Here is a 15796-nt window from a genome sequence, read left to right on the forward strand (position 1 = left end):
GAATTGCGAAACGCTTAATTGTGGTGACTGTGGCATCTTGGACAAAATCGTTGACCGCCTCGCCACCTACGAGGACACGGGGCTGGAGCCGGAGGACTTCAAACGGGCATTTAATGAGGATGCCGTTTTGAAGCTGGCTGGACAAGCCCTTGGTATAACACCTGACCGCCTCCGCGAACTGGCCCAGGCAGACAGGCTTCTTGGGGAAAAAGTGTATGAGCCAAACAAGCGGGGTTTTGTTTCCACATACGAGGTTATTTCAGTCCATATTTCTTATTGCTCTGTCTTGGTAGGGTGGAATTTGATTGATGGAATTTATTCCAATCTGAATGGATTTGAAATTTCCGCACTGGGAAAATCCGTCTTTCTGACCCGCGAGGAAGCCGAGGCCGCACTACGGAGGGAGCAGGATGGCTGAATACATCAAGCGAGAGGATGCAATCGATCTATTTTGGGCAATAGACCCAGAAAACGACGGCAACGACGGCTGCATGATTGTTCTTAAATGTGGCAACTACGACAGCAATGAAATAGAAGCCATGCTGTCTGCCCTCCCCGCTGCCGACGTTGCGGAGGTGAGGCGCGGGACAAAACAGTGCCTCCCGCAATGGCGCGGACCAAAGGAGGGAAAGGAGAATGCCTGATGACCAGAACGAGAAAAAAAGTGAAACTGGAAAAATGCTCTAAACCCGAATTGATTTGGGTGATACGGAGAATGTGCCAGTATGCGCTCTCAGAGCGGGAGCTGCGGCTTGCACTGAACGACCTCGAATATAAACGCGAAAGTGACCGGATCGAAAAGGCAAACGCACTGCTGGCCGAGCAGCGCGTCGCGACCGAACAGTATATTGATCTGCTACGACGCTGTGAGGGGAAGCAATTAAAGATATCCCACCCAAAACGCTGGAGCAGGCTGATGCAGCGCTTTCCAGAGCGCGTGCTGCTGATCGGGTGTGGCGTAAACTGATGGGGGTTAAAAGCGATGAATAAAGACCTGGACTGCTGCACGCATTACAACCGGCAGGGCTATTATACCGGCTATGTGATGCTGCCCGTTTTCCGCGTCCGCATCTGCCGGAACTGCGGCGAGGTGCATGCCGAGTGGAGCAGGGCGGCAAACCTCCTGTTTATGGGACTGTTCCGCTGGTTTTGGAGTGGCAAAGTGCATATTTTGGGACGCTGGTCAGACGATGAATTGTAAAAAAGATCATTAAAAGATTGACAAACTCGAAATTTGCGGATATTCTGAAAAATCATAAAAACGAGGGGAGGCAGGCTGCGGCCTCCCTGAACCCGTTTTAGTGTCCGATTTGAACACGGAGGGCAAATGAAACGACGCAAAACAACGCGCGCGGGTCGGCTGGTGTGGGACATCGCCTACACAGTGCCGCGGCCGAACGCCAGCAAAGAGGAGCGCAAGCGTATCCGCGAGGTGACAGCGGAGCAGATCGCGCGCACCAACTGCAATAACGCCCAGCGCAAATTGGAAATGCTGATGGCTGCCAATTTCGATCCGGAGGACCTGATGATCACCGCGACATACCGTGACGCGGATCTGCCAGAGAGCGCAGAGGTCACGCGGCGGCGGCTCGGCAAGGTGTTTGCGCAGCTCCGCGCCTACCGGAAAGCGCGCGGCCTGCCGGACCTGAAATATATCTATGTGCTGGAGGGGCGGCACGGGGACCACCGGCCGCACGCACATATTATCCTGAATGCGGTCGGCGGCGACCTCGAACTGTTTAAGTCGCTCTGGATATGGGGAGACGACATCCAACTGAGTTACATCCGCGAACGCGGGTACGATGGCTGGGCGGGCTACCTCACCAAGGAGCGGCGGGAGGCCAGCCTCAATGGCAAAAAGCAGTTCGTCGGCTCGCGGGGCCTCGAGCAGCCGGTCACCACTTATGAATGGGTGGACGACGGCGCAAGCGTGGATGCGCCGCCTGGCGCGCAGGTGCTGGACGAGGGCGGCGGCCGGAATGAGACGGCGAGCTGCCGGTACATTAAATACCTGCTCCCAAGGCGGGAGCCGAAACCATATAAACAACGCGCACGCACGCGCGTTGTTGCTGGCTTGGAATGCCCATTAACATCTCACACAGGCATGGAGAAAAAGCCGCGACCACCTCGACAAACCCGAAAAACAGCGTATAATAGGAGATAAAGAGTTGCCATGATCAAAAACGGATGGTACTGCTGCCCGTATTGCGGCAAGAAACTGTTTCCGGTTGAGCCGGACACTACAGCGCACAATTTGCCGCACAAGTGCAGGGCATGTAAGCACGAGCTGAAAGTAAATATCCCACCAGAGCCAAGAGCCTTTGAGCCAAGCGCCGATTGACCAAACCCCAAGCGAGGGGTGCGGTCGGTCGGCGCTTTTTATTTGCCCGAAAGGAGGAGCGGCGTGAAAACCATAGCCGAAATGATACCGGAATACGAGGCCAACCTGGACGCACTGCGGGCGCGGCGGCTGGAACTTCTGGAGCAGCGCCGGACCGAGCCGCGCTTTGAGATCCGGTACCGGCTCACCGGCCGCATCGTGGCGATCAACCAGATCATCGCCAGCACCACGGCGGCGCTGGCGGCCATGATGGACTATGGCAAGTAAGCCGCTGCGTCCCTGCCTGCACCCAGGATGCACGGCGCTGGTGCGTGGCGGCTACTGCGAGCGGCACCGGCCGCCGCGCGTGGAGCGGCGCAGCGAGGACAGCCGCCGCTGGCGGCGCTGGTACAGCCTGCCGGTCTGGACTGACGACCTGCGGCCGGAGCAGCTTGCCCGCGAGCCGTTCTGCCGAGAGTGCGCTGCTCACGGCCTGCGGGTGTACGCCACCGACGTGGACCATGTCGTGCCGCACGATGGCGACTGGTCGAAGTTTATCGACCCAGAGAACCTGCAAAGCCTTTGTCACTCGTGCCACGGCCGCAAAACCGCCGCCGAAAGCAGGGCAAAGGCGAGGACGAAACGCCGGTGACCGGCCGGACGCTCGGACAGGCGCGGCGCGGGCCTGACGCGCCCGAACCCTGGCGGGAAATCCGTGGATTTCCCGTACATCCCCCCACCCTGGAAAAGTTTCGGGGCGGGGTGCGTAAGACCGCAGGCCCCCCTCCGCGTGGGATTTTCTCCCCACGGCGGGAAAACGATGGTCAACTGTGTCCCCATAGCGGGAGGAAACGAGGTGAATCGAATGGAAACGACAACAAAACTGGAGCTGCTCGACCCTGCGGCGCTGATCCCGTCCGCGGCAAACCCGCGGGTGCATAGCCAGCGGCAGATCCGCGAGCTGCGCGCCAGCCTGCGCGAGTACGGCGTGGTGTCGCCGGTGCTGGTGGATCAGGAGCGGAACATCATCGCGGGGCATGCGGTGGTGGAGGCGGCGCTTGCGGAGTGCGTGCCTGCCGTGCCGTGCGTGTATGTGGAGCATCTGACGCCTACCCAGCGTAAGGCCTACATGATCGCATCAAACCGCCTTGCTGAGAAATCCCATTGGGACGACGGCCTGCTCGACGCCTGCCTGCAGGAGCTGTTCGACGCGGGGTTTGACCTGCAGCTGACGGGCTTCGGGGAGTACCGGCTGTCCGACGCGCTGGCGCGGGACGCCGCGCCCGACCTGCCCGACGGGGGTCAAGAAATTGACCAGTGCAGGAGGGGCGACCTGTGGGAGCTGGGGAGCCACCGCCTGCTGTGCGGCGACGCGACCAGACCGGAGGACATGCGGCGGCTGATGCGGGACGAGCGGGCGTGGCTGCTGCTGACCGACCCGCCGTACAACGTCGACTACCACAGCAAGAAAACAGAGCGGGCGGGTATTGAGAACGATGCGATGTCGAGCAGCCGCTTCTCAGCTTTTCTGACCGACGCGCTGACGGCGGCGCGGTCGGCGATGCAGCCGGGCGCGGCGTTCTACATCTGGTATGCGTCAAACTGCACGGATGAGTTCCACGCCGCCTGCAAGGCGGCAAAGCTCGACGTACACGACCATCTGATATGGGTCAAGAACCAATTCGTACTCGGCCGCGGCGACTACAACAGCCAATATGAGCCGTGCCTTTACGGCTGGGACGGCCGCGCATCGCACCGCTGGTTCGGCGGGGACGGGCAGTGCACGGTGTATTTCTGCGACAGGCCGCAAGCGAGCGCGGAGCATCCGACGATGAAGCCGGTGGAGTTGTTCGCGCGGCAGATACGGAACAGTACGAAAAAGGGCGAGCTTGTGCTGGACCCGTTCTGCGGCTCGGGTACGGCGGTGCTTGCCGCCGAGACCTATGGCCGCAGGTGCAGGGCGATGGAGCTGTCCCCGCATAACTGCGATGTGATCATCCGGCGGTGGGAGGAAATGACCGGCCGCAAGGCCGTGCTGCTGGAGGGAGGTGCGGCCGATGGCGGGACCGAGACAGCCGATTGACCTGCTGGAATACAAGGGAAACAAGCACCTGACCAAAGCCGAGACCGAGGCGCGGCGCGCGGCCGAGGTGAAAGCGCCGCCGCCCAAAAGCAAGCGGGTGAAGCCACCGGCCTACCTGCCGGAGAGCCTGCACAAAAAGTTCCGCGCGCTGGCAAAGCAGCTCATCGAGATCGGCATTTTAGCGGAGATCGATTACGACTGCCTGGCGCGCTACCTGCTGGCAGAGCAGGCGTACCTGGCGGTCACCGAGCAGGTCAACCGCGCGATCGCAAATCAGGCGATCTCGCTGCTGGAGGACCTGTCCAAAACGCAGACGCGGTATTTCAACCAGTGCGACCGCGCGGCGGCCGCGCTGGGCCTGACGATCTCCAGCCGGTGCCGTCTGGTGGTGCCGAAGCCGCCCGAGGACGAGGCGGCGGGCGACCCGATGGCCGAAATGCTGCGCGAGCGGGCGGAAAGGCGGCGCAGGGCATGAAAAACGGAATCATGTGCAGCCTGCTTTGCCCAATGATCAACAAGTACGGCTTTTGCGAGAGCGCGCTGCGCCGCGTCGAGCGGGTGCAGGAGTGCCCGCATGATAAACTGCGCGGGACGGTGTCCCCCAGGGGACCCTCTCTTGCCCCTGCGGGGCAATTCACCTTGTCCAAATTGAACACCGAACGCGGACGCGGAGGAGGTGCGCCGGATGTTTGACGCCGAGGCGGCGTCGTTTGTATGTGATTTTATCGAGTGTTTGACCTGCTCGAACGGCGCGCCGTTCCGGCTCATGGACTGGCAGCGCGACGCTGTCACCGAGTTCTACGGCCAGCTGATCGAGGCCGAGGGCGGCGGGGCGGACCCCGCCGGACTGTACATCCGGCGGTACCAGTACCTCTATCTGGAGATCGCCAAGAAAAACGGCAAGTCCGAGCTTGCCGCCGCGCTGGGCGTGTACCACCTGTACGCGGACGGGGAAATCAACGGCGAGGTGTATGTCGTCGCGGCGGACCGCGATAACGCGGGCATCGTGTACGCGGCCGCGAAATGGATGGTGGAGCACTCGCCCGCGTTGAAAAAGCGCAGCCGTATTGTGGACAGCACCAAGACCATCTACGACACGGTGAGCGGCTCCAAGCTCAAGGTTTTGTCCTCGGAGGCATACAGCAAGCACGGCTACAAGCCGTCCTGCGTCATTTTCGACGAGCTGCACGCGCAGCCGAACCGCGACCTGTGGGACGTTATGACGTTCGGCGCAGGCGACGCGCGCGAGCAGCCTGTGTGGATCGTGCTGACGACGGCGGGCGACGATCCGGACCGGAAGAGCATCGGCTGGGAGGTCCACGAAAAGGCGCTGTCCATCCTGCGGTGCCGCGAGGGGCGCGCCCGCGAGGGCGATATGGACGACCCGCGCTGGCTGCCGATCGTGTACGGCCTTGGCCTGATTGAGGACGAGGACGAGCTGAAGAATATCAACATCTACGACGAGGCATTGTGGCGGCGCTGCAACCCCTCGATCGGCAGGACGGTGAAGCTCAGTACCATCCGCGCGGAGGCGCAGGAGGCCAAGCGCAGCGAGGCGGCGGAGCGGCTGTTCCGCTGGCTGCGGCTCAACCAGTGGATTGCCACGCATACGGTGGGCTGGATACCGGTCACGATCTACGACAAGACGCAATGGAACCCCGAGGGGTGCGCGCACTGGCGCGACGCGGTGAAGCTGCTGCGCGGTAAGCGCTGCTTCGGCGGCGGGGACCTTTCCAAGAGTACGGACCTTACCGCGTTTACGCTGCTGTTCCCGCCCCAGGAGGGGCTGGACAAGTGGGTGGCGCTGTTCACAGGCTGGATACCGCTGGACGACATCGAGGCGCGCGAGCGCGCGGACCACGCGCCCTACCGCGACTGGATACGGGCGGGCTTTCTCCGCGGCTGCGAGGGCGATGTGATCGATTATGAGGACGTGATCGACACCATCATGCAGGCCGCCAAAGACTACGACCTGCGGATTGTTGGCTTTGACCCGTGGCTTTCCACCACGATCACCCAGCGGCTCATGTCGCTGATCGCGGGGGCGGGCAGGCCGACGCAGATCGTGGAGATTCCGCAGAGCATGAAAAGCATCAGCCCACCCATGAAAGAAATGGAACACCTCATCCGCACGCATGAGATGCTGCACGTCCACAACACGGCCGCGCGGCAGTGCTTTGCAAACGTGCGGTGCGATACGGACAGTAATGAGAATATACACCCCAACAAGAAGCGCTCACGCGGGCGCATCGACATTACCGTGAGCTGGATCATCGCGTTTGCGGCGAGCAGGCTCGCGCCGAAGCCAGACCTTGCCGACGCGGTTGCGACCGGCAAATGGACGCTGTGACAGACAGGAGGGAGACAATGGCCGGAAAACGACCGGACTACATCGCCGCGCTGGAGGACATCCGCGCGATCACACAGGGGCGCGGCCGCGAGCCGCGCCTGATGACCTGGCGCGAGGCGGTGGAGGTGTGGGAACAGGAGCACGGCCGCGACGAACGGGCGCGCGCCCGGTTTTTTGTGCATATCGGCATCGCTACGACCGGCGAATGCGTGCTGCTGGATGGCATGGAGGAATAGAAATGAAAAGCATATTGAAGTACCTGCCCGATGCGCTTGCCGCCTGCGGCGCGGTGTGCATCGTGGTGGCGCTGTGGCTGGTGTCGCCGGTGGCCGGACTGCTGGCGACAGGCGCGGCGCTGATCGGCGGCGCAGTGCTGCTCGTCCGGTTGGGGGGTGACAGCGAGTGATCATGGAAAAGCTGGTGCGCCGCGTTAAAAACGAGGGGCGCAGGCTGACGCTGGACGACCCCTCGGGCTGGAACACGGGCGGCCCGCTGTTCGGCGGCAGAGAGCTGCAGGCCATGAAGCTGCCCGCGGTGAACGCCTGCATCGAGATCATCTCGGACAGCGTGGCGAAAATGCCCATCTACCTGATGGACAGCGGCACGCGCGAGCGGCAGGCCGATCACCCCGCGCTGCGCCTGCTGACCAGCCGACCGACCGAGGCGATGACGGCCTTTGACTACCACAAGCTGATGGAAAGCCGCCGCATCGCCTACGGCAACGCCTATGCGCTGATCTGGCGGGACCGCTGGGGCGCACCGGCCGAGCTGCTCCCGATTGCGCCTGGCTATATGCAGCCCTATCTGGATGATAACGGGCGGCTGTGGTACGTCGGCACCAACCCGCGCACGGGCGAGTACCGCAAGTTCTGGCCCGCCGATGTGCTGCATTACAAGGCGTTCTCGACCGACGGGCTGGAGGGCGTGAGCTATCTGCGGCGCGGCGCGGAAACCATCGAGGCCGCGCTGCAGGCGCAGAAATACGAGGTCGGCTTTTATAAAAACGGCGCGAAGCTGACCGGCATTCTGTACACGGAAACCGACCTGACAAACAAGCCGGATATCAAACAGGCGGACGGAACGACGATCTCCATTAAGGACGCGATCCGGCGCGAGTGGGAGAACCTGTACACGGGCGCGGACAATGCTTTCCGCACGGCGGTCATGGATTTCGGCATGAAATACACGCCGGTCACGGCCTCCAACCGCGACGCGCAGTTTATTGAGAGCAAGGCGGCGTCCATTGAGGACGTGGGGCGGCTGTTTAATATCCCGCTGTACAAGCTGGGCGTGGGTAAGCAGACCTACGCGAGCAACGTGCAGGCGGCGATCGAGTACATGCAGCGGACGCTCTCCCCAATCGTGGCCGAGCATGAGCAGGAGGACACCTACAAGCTGCTGCTTGCCAGCGAGCAGGCGCGCGGCCTGCAGCTCCGGCGCAACATGATGGGCGAGCTGCGCGGGGATTGGGCGGCGCGCGCCGCATGGTTCAAGAGCATGCGCGAGATTGGCGCATACAGCATTAACAATATCCTCGCGCTGGAGGATATGCCGGACATTGCGGGCGGCGATGAGCATTACGCTTCGCGCAACTATATTCCGGCTGATCTGTTCCGAGAATTATCGATTAACCGCAATGAACCAAAGGAGGGCGGTGAGAACAAATGAGATACAACCTGAAAGGCACGATCTGTGCGGACGAGGATGCGCCCATCTACCGCTGGTTCGGGCTGGCGGCGGTCAGCCCGTCCGATATCCGGCAGGCGCTTGCGGACAATCCCGCGGGCGAGGAGTTTGTGCTGGAAATCAACTCGGGCGGCGGCTCGGTGTACGCGGGATTCGAAATGTACTCCCTGCTGCGCGGCGCGGCAGTGCCGACGCGCGCCGAGGTGCAGAGCCTTGCCGGATCGGCGGCGTCCGTCGTGCTGGCGGGTGCGGATGTGGCCGCGGCCAGTCCGGTAGGGCAGGTGATGATCCACCTGCCGAGCACATGGACCGAGGGCAATCAGATCGTACACCGCGAGAGCGTGCAGATGCTGGAGGCCGTGACCGGCTCGATCATCGCGGCCTATGAGACCAAGGTCAAGGGCAAGACCAGCCGCGACGCGCTGCGCCGCATGATGGACCGCGAGACGTTCCTAACCGCGCAGGAGGCGCTGGACGCCGGACTGCTGGACGAGATCATCGGCGCGGGCGCGGGAACGCCGGTAAACCCGATGAACGTATTTAACGCTGTGGGCGGCGCGCCGGATATTGAGAAGCTGCGCGCGGCCTACCGTGAGGCGCACGCGGACGGCGGCACGCCGCCCGCCCCCGAGGAGATGGACAAACCGGTGTCCAATTGGAACACCGCCCGCGCCCGCGCGATCGCGCTGGCCGAGGCTGAAATGGATTTAACCGAACTGCTGTAAGGAGGATTTACGGAATGAAAAAGAAACTGCTGGACCTGCTGGCCAAGAAAAAGGCCGTGCTGGATAAAATGAAAGCCGCTGACACCGCAAACGACCAGACTGCTTTCGATGCGGCGCAGGCCGAGCTTGCGCCCATCGACGCGGAGATCGCGCGCGTTAAGGCAATCATGCACGCTGAAGAGGGGCTGCCGGAGGGCAACGCAGGCATGGACCCGACGGGCGCGCCGCGCACGCCGGTCAACTCGAACGAGTGCCTCCATGCGTTCTGCGAGTGCATCCGCGCCCAGGCGCGCGGCGACCGCACCCGCTTTCTCGAAAACGCGGAGATCGTGACGCGCGCGGTGCTAAACGAGGGCGCGCTGACCGAGGGTACCCCTGCGGACGGCGGCCTGATCGTGCCGCAGGACATCCAGACCGCGATCAACGAGCGCAAGCGCGCGCTGAACCCGCTTTCCGCGCTGTTCCACGTTGAGACCGTGTCCACCAACACCGGCTCGCGCGTGTACGACACCCAGCCGACCAAGGGATTTACCAAAGTCGCGGAAATGGGCACCATCTCCCGCGACGACAAGCCCTCGTTCGAGCAGGTGAAGTATACAGTGGAGGACTACGCGCTGATCGTGCCGGTATCCAACGACCTGCTGAACGACACCGACCAGAACCTGATCGCGTACCTGTCCCGCTGGCTGGCGAAAAAGGACGTAATCACGGAAAACAATCTGCTGCTGGCGCTGCTCAAGGCTCTGGACGCTGGCGCGACCGCGGTTGCCCCGACCGGCGCGCTCAAATCTATCAAGACCATCGTCAACACGCTGCTCGACCCGATGATCGCGTCCGGCGCGTCGTTCCTGACCAACCAGACCGGATTTAATTTCCTCGACACGCTGGAGGACGCGCAGGGCCGTCCGCTGCTGCAGCCCAACCCCGTGCAGCCGAGCCAGTACATGATCGGCGGGCGTGCGGTGCATGTGGTGTCCGACGCGGTGCTGCCGAACGCGGACACGCCGACCACGCCGCTCTATGTGGGCGATTTCGCGAGCTTCGGCACGCTGTTCCGCCGCCAGACCATGCAGCTTGACTCCACCACGGTGGGCGGCAACGCCTGGAACACCAACTCGACCGAGGTGCGCGCGATCACTCGTCTGGACGCGGTGACGACCGACGAGGATGCGGTGGCGGCGGCGAAAATCTCGCTGACCGACCCCGCCAGTGAAGAGGAGGAAAGCCCGTGATTGACAGGGATACCGTGCTGCAGGAGGCGGACGAGCGCCTTGCCGCCTGCAAAAAATACATGAAGGTGGACTATGACGAGGACGACGAGCTGATCGCCGGTCTGATGCAGGCGAACGACGCCTATCTGAGCGGCGCGGGCGTGCGGCGGGAGGTAAATCCCGCCCAGCACGACCTGATCGTGCAGGCCATGACCTTGCAGATGTACGACGCGCGCGGCGCGGACACGCCCCAGCAGGCGCTGGAAACCGTGCCGCCCGTGGTGCGGCAGATGCTTAACCAGCTCAAATTACGATGTAATTATGGAGGTGCGGACGATGGCGGTACAGGCGGGTGACCTGCGGGAACGGGCGGCCGTGTATCGGGCCGCACCCGTGACCGACGAGAACAACGAGACCGATTATGCGTACCAGCCGCTGCGCACGATATGGGCGAATGTGACGCCCACAAGCGGCCGCACGGAGAACTTGCCGGGCGAGGCCGAGCGCGCGGAGATTACCCACAAGGTGACCATCCGCGAGGCGTCGCTGCCGGAAATTTGCCGCGGGATGTATTTCGTCGTGCGCGGCCTGCGGCTGGACGTGTTGTACTGGTATCCCATCTACAACCGGCGCGGCTGGCTGGAGATCTTCTGCCGCATGGTGCAGGGCGAGGTGCAGGCGGATGGCGCGTGATGGCATCGACCTGTCCGAGCTGGACGAATTTACGGACCGGCTGATCCAGTCCTCCAAGGAGGCAGGTAAAGCGCAGAAGAAATTCCTGCGCGATCAGGGGACCAGGCTGCGGCGCAAAACCGCGCAACGGGCGCGCGCAGAGGTACCCAAGGTGCGGGTGGAGCGTCCGCGGTATGTCCGCGAGGCGGGGCAGTACCATAAATCCATCAAGCGCGGCAAGCTGCACGCTAAAAACGGCGCGTTGCGCATCCGCGTATATTCGGGCGACCCTATCGCGCATCTGATAGAGGACGGCTGGACGCCCAAGGCGCGCGACGGCAGCAGAGGAGCCGCCCAGGACGGCAAGGGCGTTTTTGAGAAAGCGTTTGAGGCGTTCGCGCCAGACTATGAAAAGGACGCCGAGGAGATGATCGACGAGATGATCCGCAAGATATGAAGATCAAAGACATTCGCGCGGCGCTGACCGCGCTGGTGCGGGAGATTGCACCGCGCGCGCCGGTTGTGAAAACGGATGCCCGCAAGCCGGTGCCTCGTCCCTCGTTCCGCATCGACGTGCTGCCGGTGAGCGGCGGCGCGGCCTGCGGCGGGGCGCGCGAGCGCGAGGTGGACGTGGACATCTGGTATTATCCCAAAGACACGGACCACCCGCGCGACGAGTGCGACGCGGTGGCGGATCAGCTACTCGCCGCGCTGGACGGGGGCTTTGAGGCGGGCGGCATCTGGCTGCCGCTGGACGAGGACGCGAGCTGCGACAGCTCGCAGGACGTGCTGGCGTGCCAGTTCAGCGTCTCGTGGGTCGAGACCGCCGCAGAGGAGGGCGAGCCGATGGAGGAACTTATTTACAACGGGGAGGAGCTGACAACCTGATATGGCAATTACCATGCCGAAAATCGAGGTCACGTTCCGGCAGCAGGCAACGAGCCTGATCGCGCGCAGCGCGCGCGGCGTGGCGGTGCTGATCGTCCGAGACGATACCAACAAGACCTTTACCCATAAACAGTACGCAGACCTGTCTGCGCTGCAGGCGGACGAGGCGCTGTACACGGAGGACAACTACGCGGCGATCGGCGACATGCTGGCGTTCGCGCCGTACCAGAGCCATGTGTTCCGTTTGGACACCACCGGCACGCTGGCGGACACGCTGGCCGAGATCGGCCGCACGGTCAAGACGGGATGGCTTGCGGTCGCGGGCCAGTCTGCCGAGGACGGCGCGGCGCTGGCGAGCTGGGTCAAGACGCAGGCCGCCAGGAGCCGGAGCTACAAGTGCATTGTACACAACGTGACGCCCCTGCCGGACGATATGCACGTGGTGCATTTTGTAAACGGGAGCGTCACCTTTGCGGACGCGCGTGGCGAGCAGGACGGCGAGGCATACCTGCCGAGCCTGCTGGCAATCATGGCCGTGTGCAACGTCGAGCGCGGCTGCACCAACTACCACTGCTCCAACCTTGCGGCGGTGGAGGAGGTTGCGGACAACGACGCGGCGGTCGGCGCGGGCAAGTTTATCCTGTTTAACGACGAGGAGGGCGCGGTGCGCATTGGCCAGGGCATCAACAGCCTGACGACGCTGGACGGCAAAACCAAAACCGAGGACATGCAGTTTATCGAGACCGTCGAGGCAATGGATCTCATGCGGGACGATATTACCTCGACTTTCCGCGGCACCTACCTCGGCAGCTACCGCAACACGCGGGACAACCAGATGCTGTTCATCGCGGCGCTCAACAGCTCGTATTTACGGCAGCTTGCGGCCGAGAACATCCTTGACCCCGACCACGCCAACGCCGCCAGCATCGACGTGGAAGCGCAGCGCGCCGCGTGGGTGGCGAGCGGCAAGGCCGAGGCCGCGGACTGGGACGACGATACCGTCAAGGCAACTCCGTTCAAGCGCACGGTGTATCTGGCGGGCGACGTGAAAATCCTCGGCAGCATGACCGACCTGATTTTCCCGATCAACCTGTTTTGAGGAGGTGTAAGACATGCCTGATTTTAACCCCAACCGTGTGATGCACGGAAACGGCGGCACGGCCTGGTGGAACGGCAAAAAGCTGACCACCCTGCAGAGCGTGGAGGCAAAGGTCACCGGCGATTTTGAGGACATAAACGTATGCGGCGACCCCGCGACCTACCGTATCTATAACGGCTACTTGGGCGAGGGGACGCTCGTGTGGCTCAAGATCGACAGCGACGTGCTGGTGCAGATGGCCGAGGCGTTCCGCACGGGCATCATGCCGGAGATCACGGTTATCACGGCGCAAACACAGAAAGGCACGAACAAGGTCGAGCGCGTGGCGTACAGCGATATCACGGTGGATGAGTTTATGCTCGCCAAGTTCGAGAAAAAGGCCAAGACCGAGCAGGAGGTGCCGTTCAAGTTCGGCAACTTTGAAATTTTGGAGACATTGTAAGGAGGACATATGGACAAGAAACTGCTGGAGCAGCTCGCGGCGCGGGCCGAGCAGAAAGAAAAGGACCGGCTGGAGGTCAAGACGTTTTCGGTAGGCGGCGTGGACATGCTGTTCCACAAGCCCGCGCAGGCCGACCAGCTGGACTATGTCGAGGCGATCAACGAGGCCAGCGGCGCGCGTGATTCGGTTGCGGTGAGCGTTTCCCTGATTTATGACTGCTGCCGCGATCTGCAGGACCCAGCGCTGCACGAGGCGCTCGGCGTGACCGACCCTTACGACACGGTGCGCCGCCTGATGGATATCAGGGAGATCGACAAGCTGGGCGCGGCGCTGGCGCGGTGGATCGGCCTGCTGCCGGACAGCGACGGGGAGCAAAGCCGCGCCGAGCAGCTGGAGGCCGCCGCAAAAAACTGATCGAGCGCGACCCGCTGCTTGACCTTGCGGCGTTTTACGCGCCGCGCGGTATCACGCCCGAGGAGGTCCGGCGCATGAGCCTGGCCGATCGGGCGGTGCTGCGGGTCGGACGGGCGCGCTATTACGAGGAAACGCGGCTGGTGACCGCATGGGGCATCGCAACGGCGTTCCCCGCGGAGGAGAAAAAGGAGGGCGTGCATGGCGAAAAATAAGGTCATCAACACCGTCCTCAACCTGCGCGACAACATGTCCGGCGGGCTGCTCAAGGCCGCGCAGAACGCGAAAAAGAGCGGCGCGAAAATCGATGACAGCATGATCCAGTCCACGCGGAAAGTGATTGCGTTTAAGAACAAGGCAGTTTCCGCGATGCAGGAGTTTGCGAAAAAGTCCACGCTTGCGGCGGGCGCGGCGGTGGGCGGCCTTGCCGCCGCCTTTGTGGCGCTGGACGGCGCGACCGAGGAATACCGCGTGGCGCAGGGCAAGCTGAACACCGCCTTTGACGCGGCGGGCTTCTCGGCCGACGCGGCGCGCAAAAGCTACCGCAATTTTTACGCGATCCTGGGCGACACGGACACCGCCGCCGAGGCGAGCCAGCTGCTCGCCAAGCTCGCGCAGAACGAGCGGGACGTCGGCGCCTGGACGCGGATCGCGGCGGGCGTTTCCGGCACCTTTGGCGACAGCCTGCCCATTGAGGGGCTGATCGAGGCGGCGAACGAGACCGCCAAGGTCGGGCAGGTGACCGGCACGCTGGCCGACGCGCTCAACTGGGCGGGCATCCTGGAGGACGATTTTAACGAGCGTCTCTCCGCTTGCGGCTCGGAAGCGGGGCGCAACAAGCTGATTATGGACACGCTGGCGCGCACCTATGAGAGCGCGGCGGAGGCGTTCTACCAGAACAACAAACAGGTCATCGATGCGCGCCGTAACCAGGCCACGTTGAGCGAGATCACGGCCAAGTTGGGCGATGCCTCCGCGACGGCCAAAAACAAGCTGTGGGAAATGCTCGGCGCGCAGGCGGACGGCAGCATTCGCGCAGGCTCGGCGCTGGAATGGCTGAACGACAAGGCGACGCAGTTTTCGGACTGGGTCGCGGGGCTGGACCTGGACGGGCTGAGTACGCAGTTTGACCAGCGGTTCGCGTGGGCAGTGGAAAAGGGCGGCCAGGCGTTCGCGTGGGTGCAGGACAACGGCGACACCATTATCCGCGTACTGAAAACGATCGGCGCGGCGTGGGGCATCACGAAGGTGATACAGTTTACCTCCAGCGTCGTGACCGCGGGCAAGACGCTCCTGGGCTTTGTCAAAACAGCGGGCGTGCTGATCTCCGCAAATCCCGTTGTGCTTGGTATTGCGGCGGCGGTGGCCGCGGGCGCGCTGCTGATCGCAAACTGGGACAAGGTCAAGGAGTTTGCCGCCGGCCTGTGGCAAAAGATCAAGGACGTGTTTGGCGGCATCAAGGATGCGATCGTCGGCGCGTTTGACAGCGCAAAGGACGCGGTCGGCTCGTTTTTCTCCTGGCTGGACGATAAGATCGAGAGCGTGCCGCTGCTGGGGCAGCTATATAAGGGCGCGAAAGGCATCGGCTCCTCCGTCCTGGATTGGCTGGACGGCGCGACCCGCATCCAGCCGCGCGGCAACGCGCTCGGCACGAGCTACTGGCGCGGCGGTTTGACGCGGGTCAACGAGCGCGGCGGCGAGATCATCAACCTGCCGAGCGGCGCGCGGATCATCCCACACGACGTATCCGCGCGCATGGCGGGCGGGCCGCAGGTGACGGTAAACGTCACCGTGGCGGGCAACGTGATCGGCAACCGCCAGTATGCGGACGAGCTGGGAGAAACCATTGTGAGGAAGATTATCCGCGCGTGGGATAACGTATAAAGCAAAAGCCGCCCCGGGGAGGGGC

At 62.9% G+C, this 15796-nt stretch carries 25 protein-coding genes; all 25 read left to right on the top strand.

Annotated elements, in window-relative coordinates:
• Positions 1–418, top strand: a 418-nt coding sequence (locus tag OCV66_RS05650; RefSeq protein ID WP_262563941.1) for a hypothetical protein, incomplete at its 5' end; no start/stop codon positions are given.
• Entirely contained in the window at positions 411–644 is a 234-nt protein-coding gene (locus tag OCV66_RS05655) for a hypothetical protein (protein WP_147573906.1), read from the top strand. The genes OCV66_RS05650 and OCV66_RS05655, both read left to right, overlap by 8 nt.
• Entirely contained in the window at positions 644–967 is a 324-nt protein-coding gene (locus OCV66_RS05660; RefSeq protein ID WP_147573908.1) for a hypothetical protein, read from the top strand. The genes OCV66_RS05655 and OCV66_RS05660 overlap by 1 nt, the downstream gene beginning before the upstream one ends.
• 15 nt (positions 968–982) lie before the next feature.
• Positions 983–1201: a hypothetical protein gene (locus tag OCV66_RS05665; protein ID WP_147573910.1), complete on the top strand. Its 219-nt coding sequence runs from the start codon at positions 983–985 to the stop codon at positions 1199–1201.
• A 126-nt stretch (positions 1202–1327) separates the two neighbouring features.
• A complete protein-coding gene (locus OCV66_RS05670; protein WP_147573911.1) occupies positions 1328–2164 on the top strand; it encodes a rolling circle replication-associated protein in 837 nt (278 codons plus the stop codon).
• Positions 2165–2404: 240 nt separating this feature from the next.
• A complete protein-coding gene (locus OCV66_RS05675; protein ID WP_147573913.1) occupies positions 2405–2608 on the top strand; it encodes a hypothetical protein in 204 nt (67 codons plus the stop codon).
• Entirely contained in the window at positions 2598–2972 is a 375-nt protein-coding gene (locus OCV66_RS05680; RefSeq protein WP_147573915.1) for an HNH endonuclease signature motif containing protein, read from the top strand. Before OCV66_RS05675 ends, OCV66_RS05680 begins: the two co-directional genes overlap by 11 nt.
• A 213-nt stretch (positions 2973–3185) precedes the next feature.
• The gene (locus OCV66_RS05685) at positions 3186–4403 is read left to right on the top strand and encodes a site-specific DNA-methyltransferase (protein WP_262564022.1); all 1218 of its coding nucleotides are present in this window, start codon (positions 3186–3188) and stop codon (positions 4401–4403) included.
• Positions 4378–4878: a phage terminase small subunit P27 family gene (locus OCV66_RS05690; RefSeq protein WP_147573918.1), complete on the top strand. Its 501-nt coding sequence runs from the start codon at positions 4378–4380 to the stop codon at positions 4876–4878. The genes OCV66_RS05685 and OCV66_RS05690 overlap by 26 nt, the downstream gene beginning before the upstream one ends.
• Positions 4875–5096, top strand: coding sequence for a hypothetical protein (locus OCV66_RS05695; RefSeq protein ID WP_147573919.1), 222 nt, complete (start codon positions 4875–4877; stop codon positions 5094–5096). Before OCV66_RS05690 ends, OCV66_RS05695 begins: the two co-directional genes overlap by 4 nt.
• Entirely contained in the window at positions 5089–6753 is a 1665-nt protein-coding gene (locus OCV66_RS05700) for a terminase large subunit (RefSeq protein WP_147573921.1), read from the top strand. The genes OCV66_RS05695 and OCV66_RS05700 overlap by 8 nt, the downstream gene beginning before the upstream one ends.
• A 17-nt stretch (positions 6754–6770) precedes the next feature.
• Positions 6771–6989 carry a hypothetical protein gene (locus OCV66_RS05705; protein ID WP_107631454.1) on the top strand — a complete coding sequence of 73 codons (219 nt, stop codon included), beginning with the start codon at positions 6771–6773 and terminating at the stop codon, positions 6987–6989.
• A gap of 2 nt (positions 6990–6991) precedes the next feature.
• A complete protein-coding gene (locus OCV66_RS05710; RefSeq protein ID WP_159068145.1) occupies positions 6992–7159 on the top strand; it encodes a hypothetical protein in 168 nt (55 codons plus the stop codon).
• Between the two features lie 2 nt (positions 7160–7161).
• A complete protein-coding gene (locus tag OCV66_RS05715; protein ID WP_262564025.1) occupies positions 7162–8421 on the top strand; it encodes a phage portal protein in 1260 nt (419 codons plus the stop codon).
• Positions 8418–9164, top strand: a complete 747-nt coding sequence (locus OCV66_RS05720) for a Clp protease ClpP (protein ID WP_147573925.1) — start codon at positions 8418–8420, stop codon at positions 9162–9164. Before OCV66_RS05715 ends, OCV66_RS05720 begins: the two co-directional genes overlap by 4 nt.
• A gap of 14 nt (positions 9165–9178) precedes the next feature.
• The gene (locus OCV66_RS05725) at positions 9179–10396 is read left to right on the top strand and encodes a phage major capsid protein (protein ID WP_147573926.1); all 1218 of its coding nucleotides are present in this window, start codon (positions 9179–9181) and stop codon (positions 10394–10396) included.
• Positions 10393–10731, top strand: coding sequence for a head-tail connector protein (locus tag OCV66_RS05730; protein WP_147573927.1), 339 nt, complete (start codon positions 10393–10395; stop codon positions 10729–10731). The genes OCV66_RS05725 and OCV66_RS05730 overlap by 4 nt, the downstream gene beginning before the upstream one ends.
• Positions 10712–11068 (top strand): head-tail adaptor protein, encoded by a 357-nt coding sequence (locus OCV66_RS05735; RefSeq protein ID WP_262563948.1) that lies wholly within the window; start codon positions 10712–10714, stop codon positions 11066–11068. Before OCV66_RS05730 ends, OCV66_RS05735 begins: the two co-directional genes overlap by 20 nt.
• Positions 11058–11504 (top strand): HK97 gp10 family phage protein, encoded by a 447-nt coding sequence (locus OCV66_RS05740; protein ID WP_147573929.1) that lies wholly within the window; start codon positions 11058–11060, stop codon positions 11502–11504. The genes OCV66_RS05735 and OCV66_RS05740 overlap by 11 nt, the downstream gene beginning before the upstream one ends.
• Positions 11501–11935 carry a phage tail terminator family protein gene (locus tag OCV66_RS05745; protein ID WP_147573930.1) on the top strand — a complete coding sequence of 145 codons (435 nt, stop codon included), beginning with the start codon at positions 11501–11503 and terminating at the stop codon, positions 11933–11935. Before OCV66_RS05740 ends, OCV66_RS05745 begins: the two co-directional genes overlap by 4 nt.
• A gap of 1 nt (position 11936) precedes the next feature.
• Positions 11937–13034 (top strand): phage tail sheath C-terminal domain-containing protein, encoded by a 1098-nt coding sequence (locus OCV66_RS05750; protein WP_147573931.1) that lies wholly within the window; start codon positions 11937–11939, stop codon positions 13032–13034.
• A 13-nt stretch (positions 13035–13047) separates the two neighbouring features.
• A complete protein-coding gene (locus OCV66_RS05755) occupies positions 13048–13476 on the top strand; it encodes a phage tail tube protein (protein ID WP_147573932.1) in 429 nt (142 codons plus the stop codon).
• A gap of 9 nt (positions 13477–13485) precedes the next feature.
• Positions 13486–13890 (top strand): hypothetical protein, encoded by a 405-nt coding sequence (locus tag OCV66_RS05760; RefSeq protein WP_147573933.1) that lies wholly within the window; start codon positions 13486–13488, stop codon positions 13888–13890.
• 74 nt (positions 13891–13964) lie between these two features.
• Complete coding sequence (locus OCV66_RS05765) at positions 13965–14102, top strand: hypothetical protein (RefSeq protein ID WP_262563951.1); 138 nt, start codon at positions 13965–13967, stop codon at positions 14100–14102.
• Positions 14089–15771 carry a hypothetical protein gene (locus OCV66_RS05770; RefSeq protein WP_147573934.1) on the top strand — a complete coding sequence of 561 codons (1683 nt, stop codon included), beginning with the start codon at positions 14089–14091 and terminating at the stop codon, positions 15769–15771. The genes OCV66_RS05765 and OCV66_RS05770 overlap by 14 nt, the downstream gene beginning before the upstream one ends.
• The last annotated feature ends 25 nt before the right edge of the window (positions 15772–15796 follow it).

It is taken from the genome of Agathobaculum ammoniilyticum, from assembly GCF_025567315.1.
GTDB classification, from domain to species: Bacteria; Bacillota; Clostridia; order Oscillospirales; family Butyricicoccaceae; genus Agathobaculum; species Agathobaculum ammoniilyticum.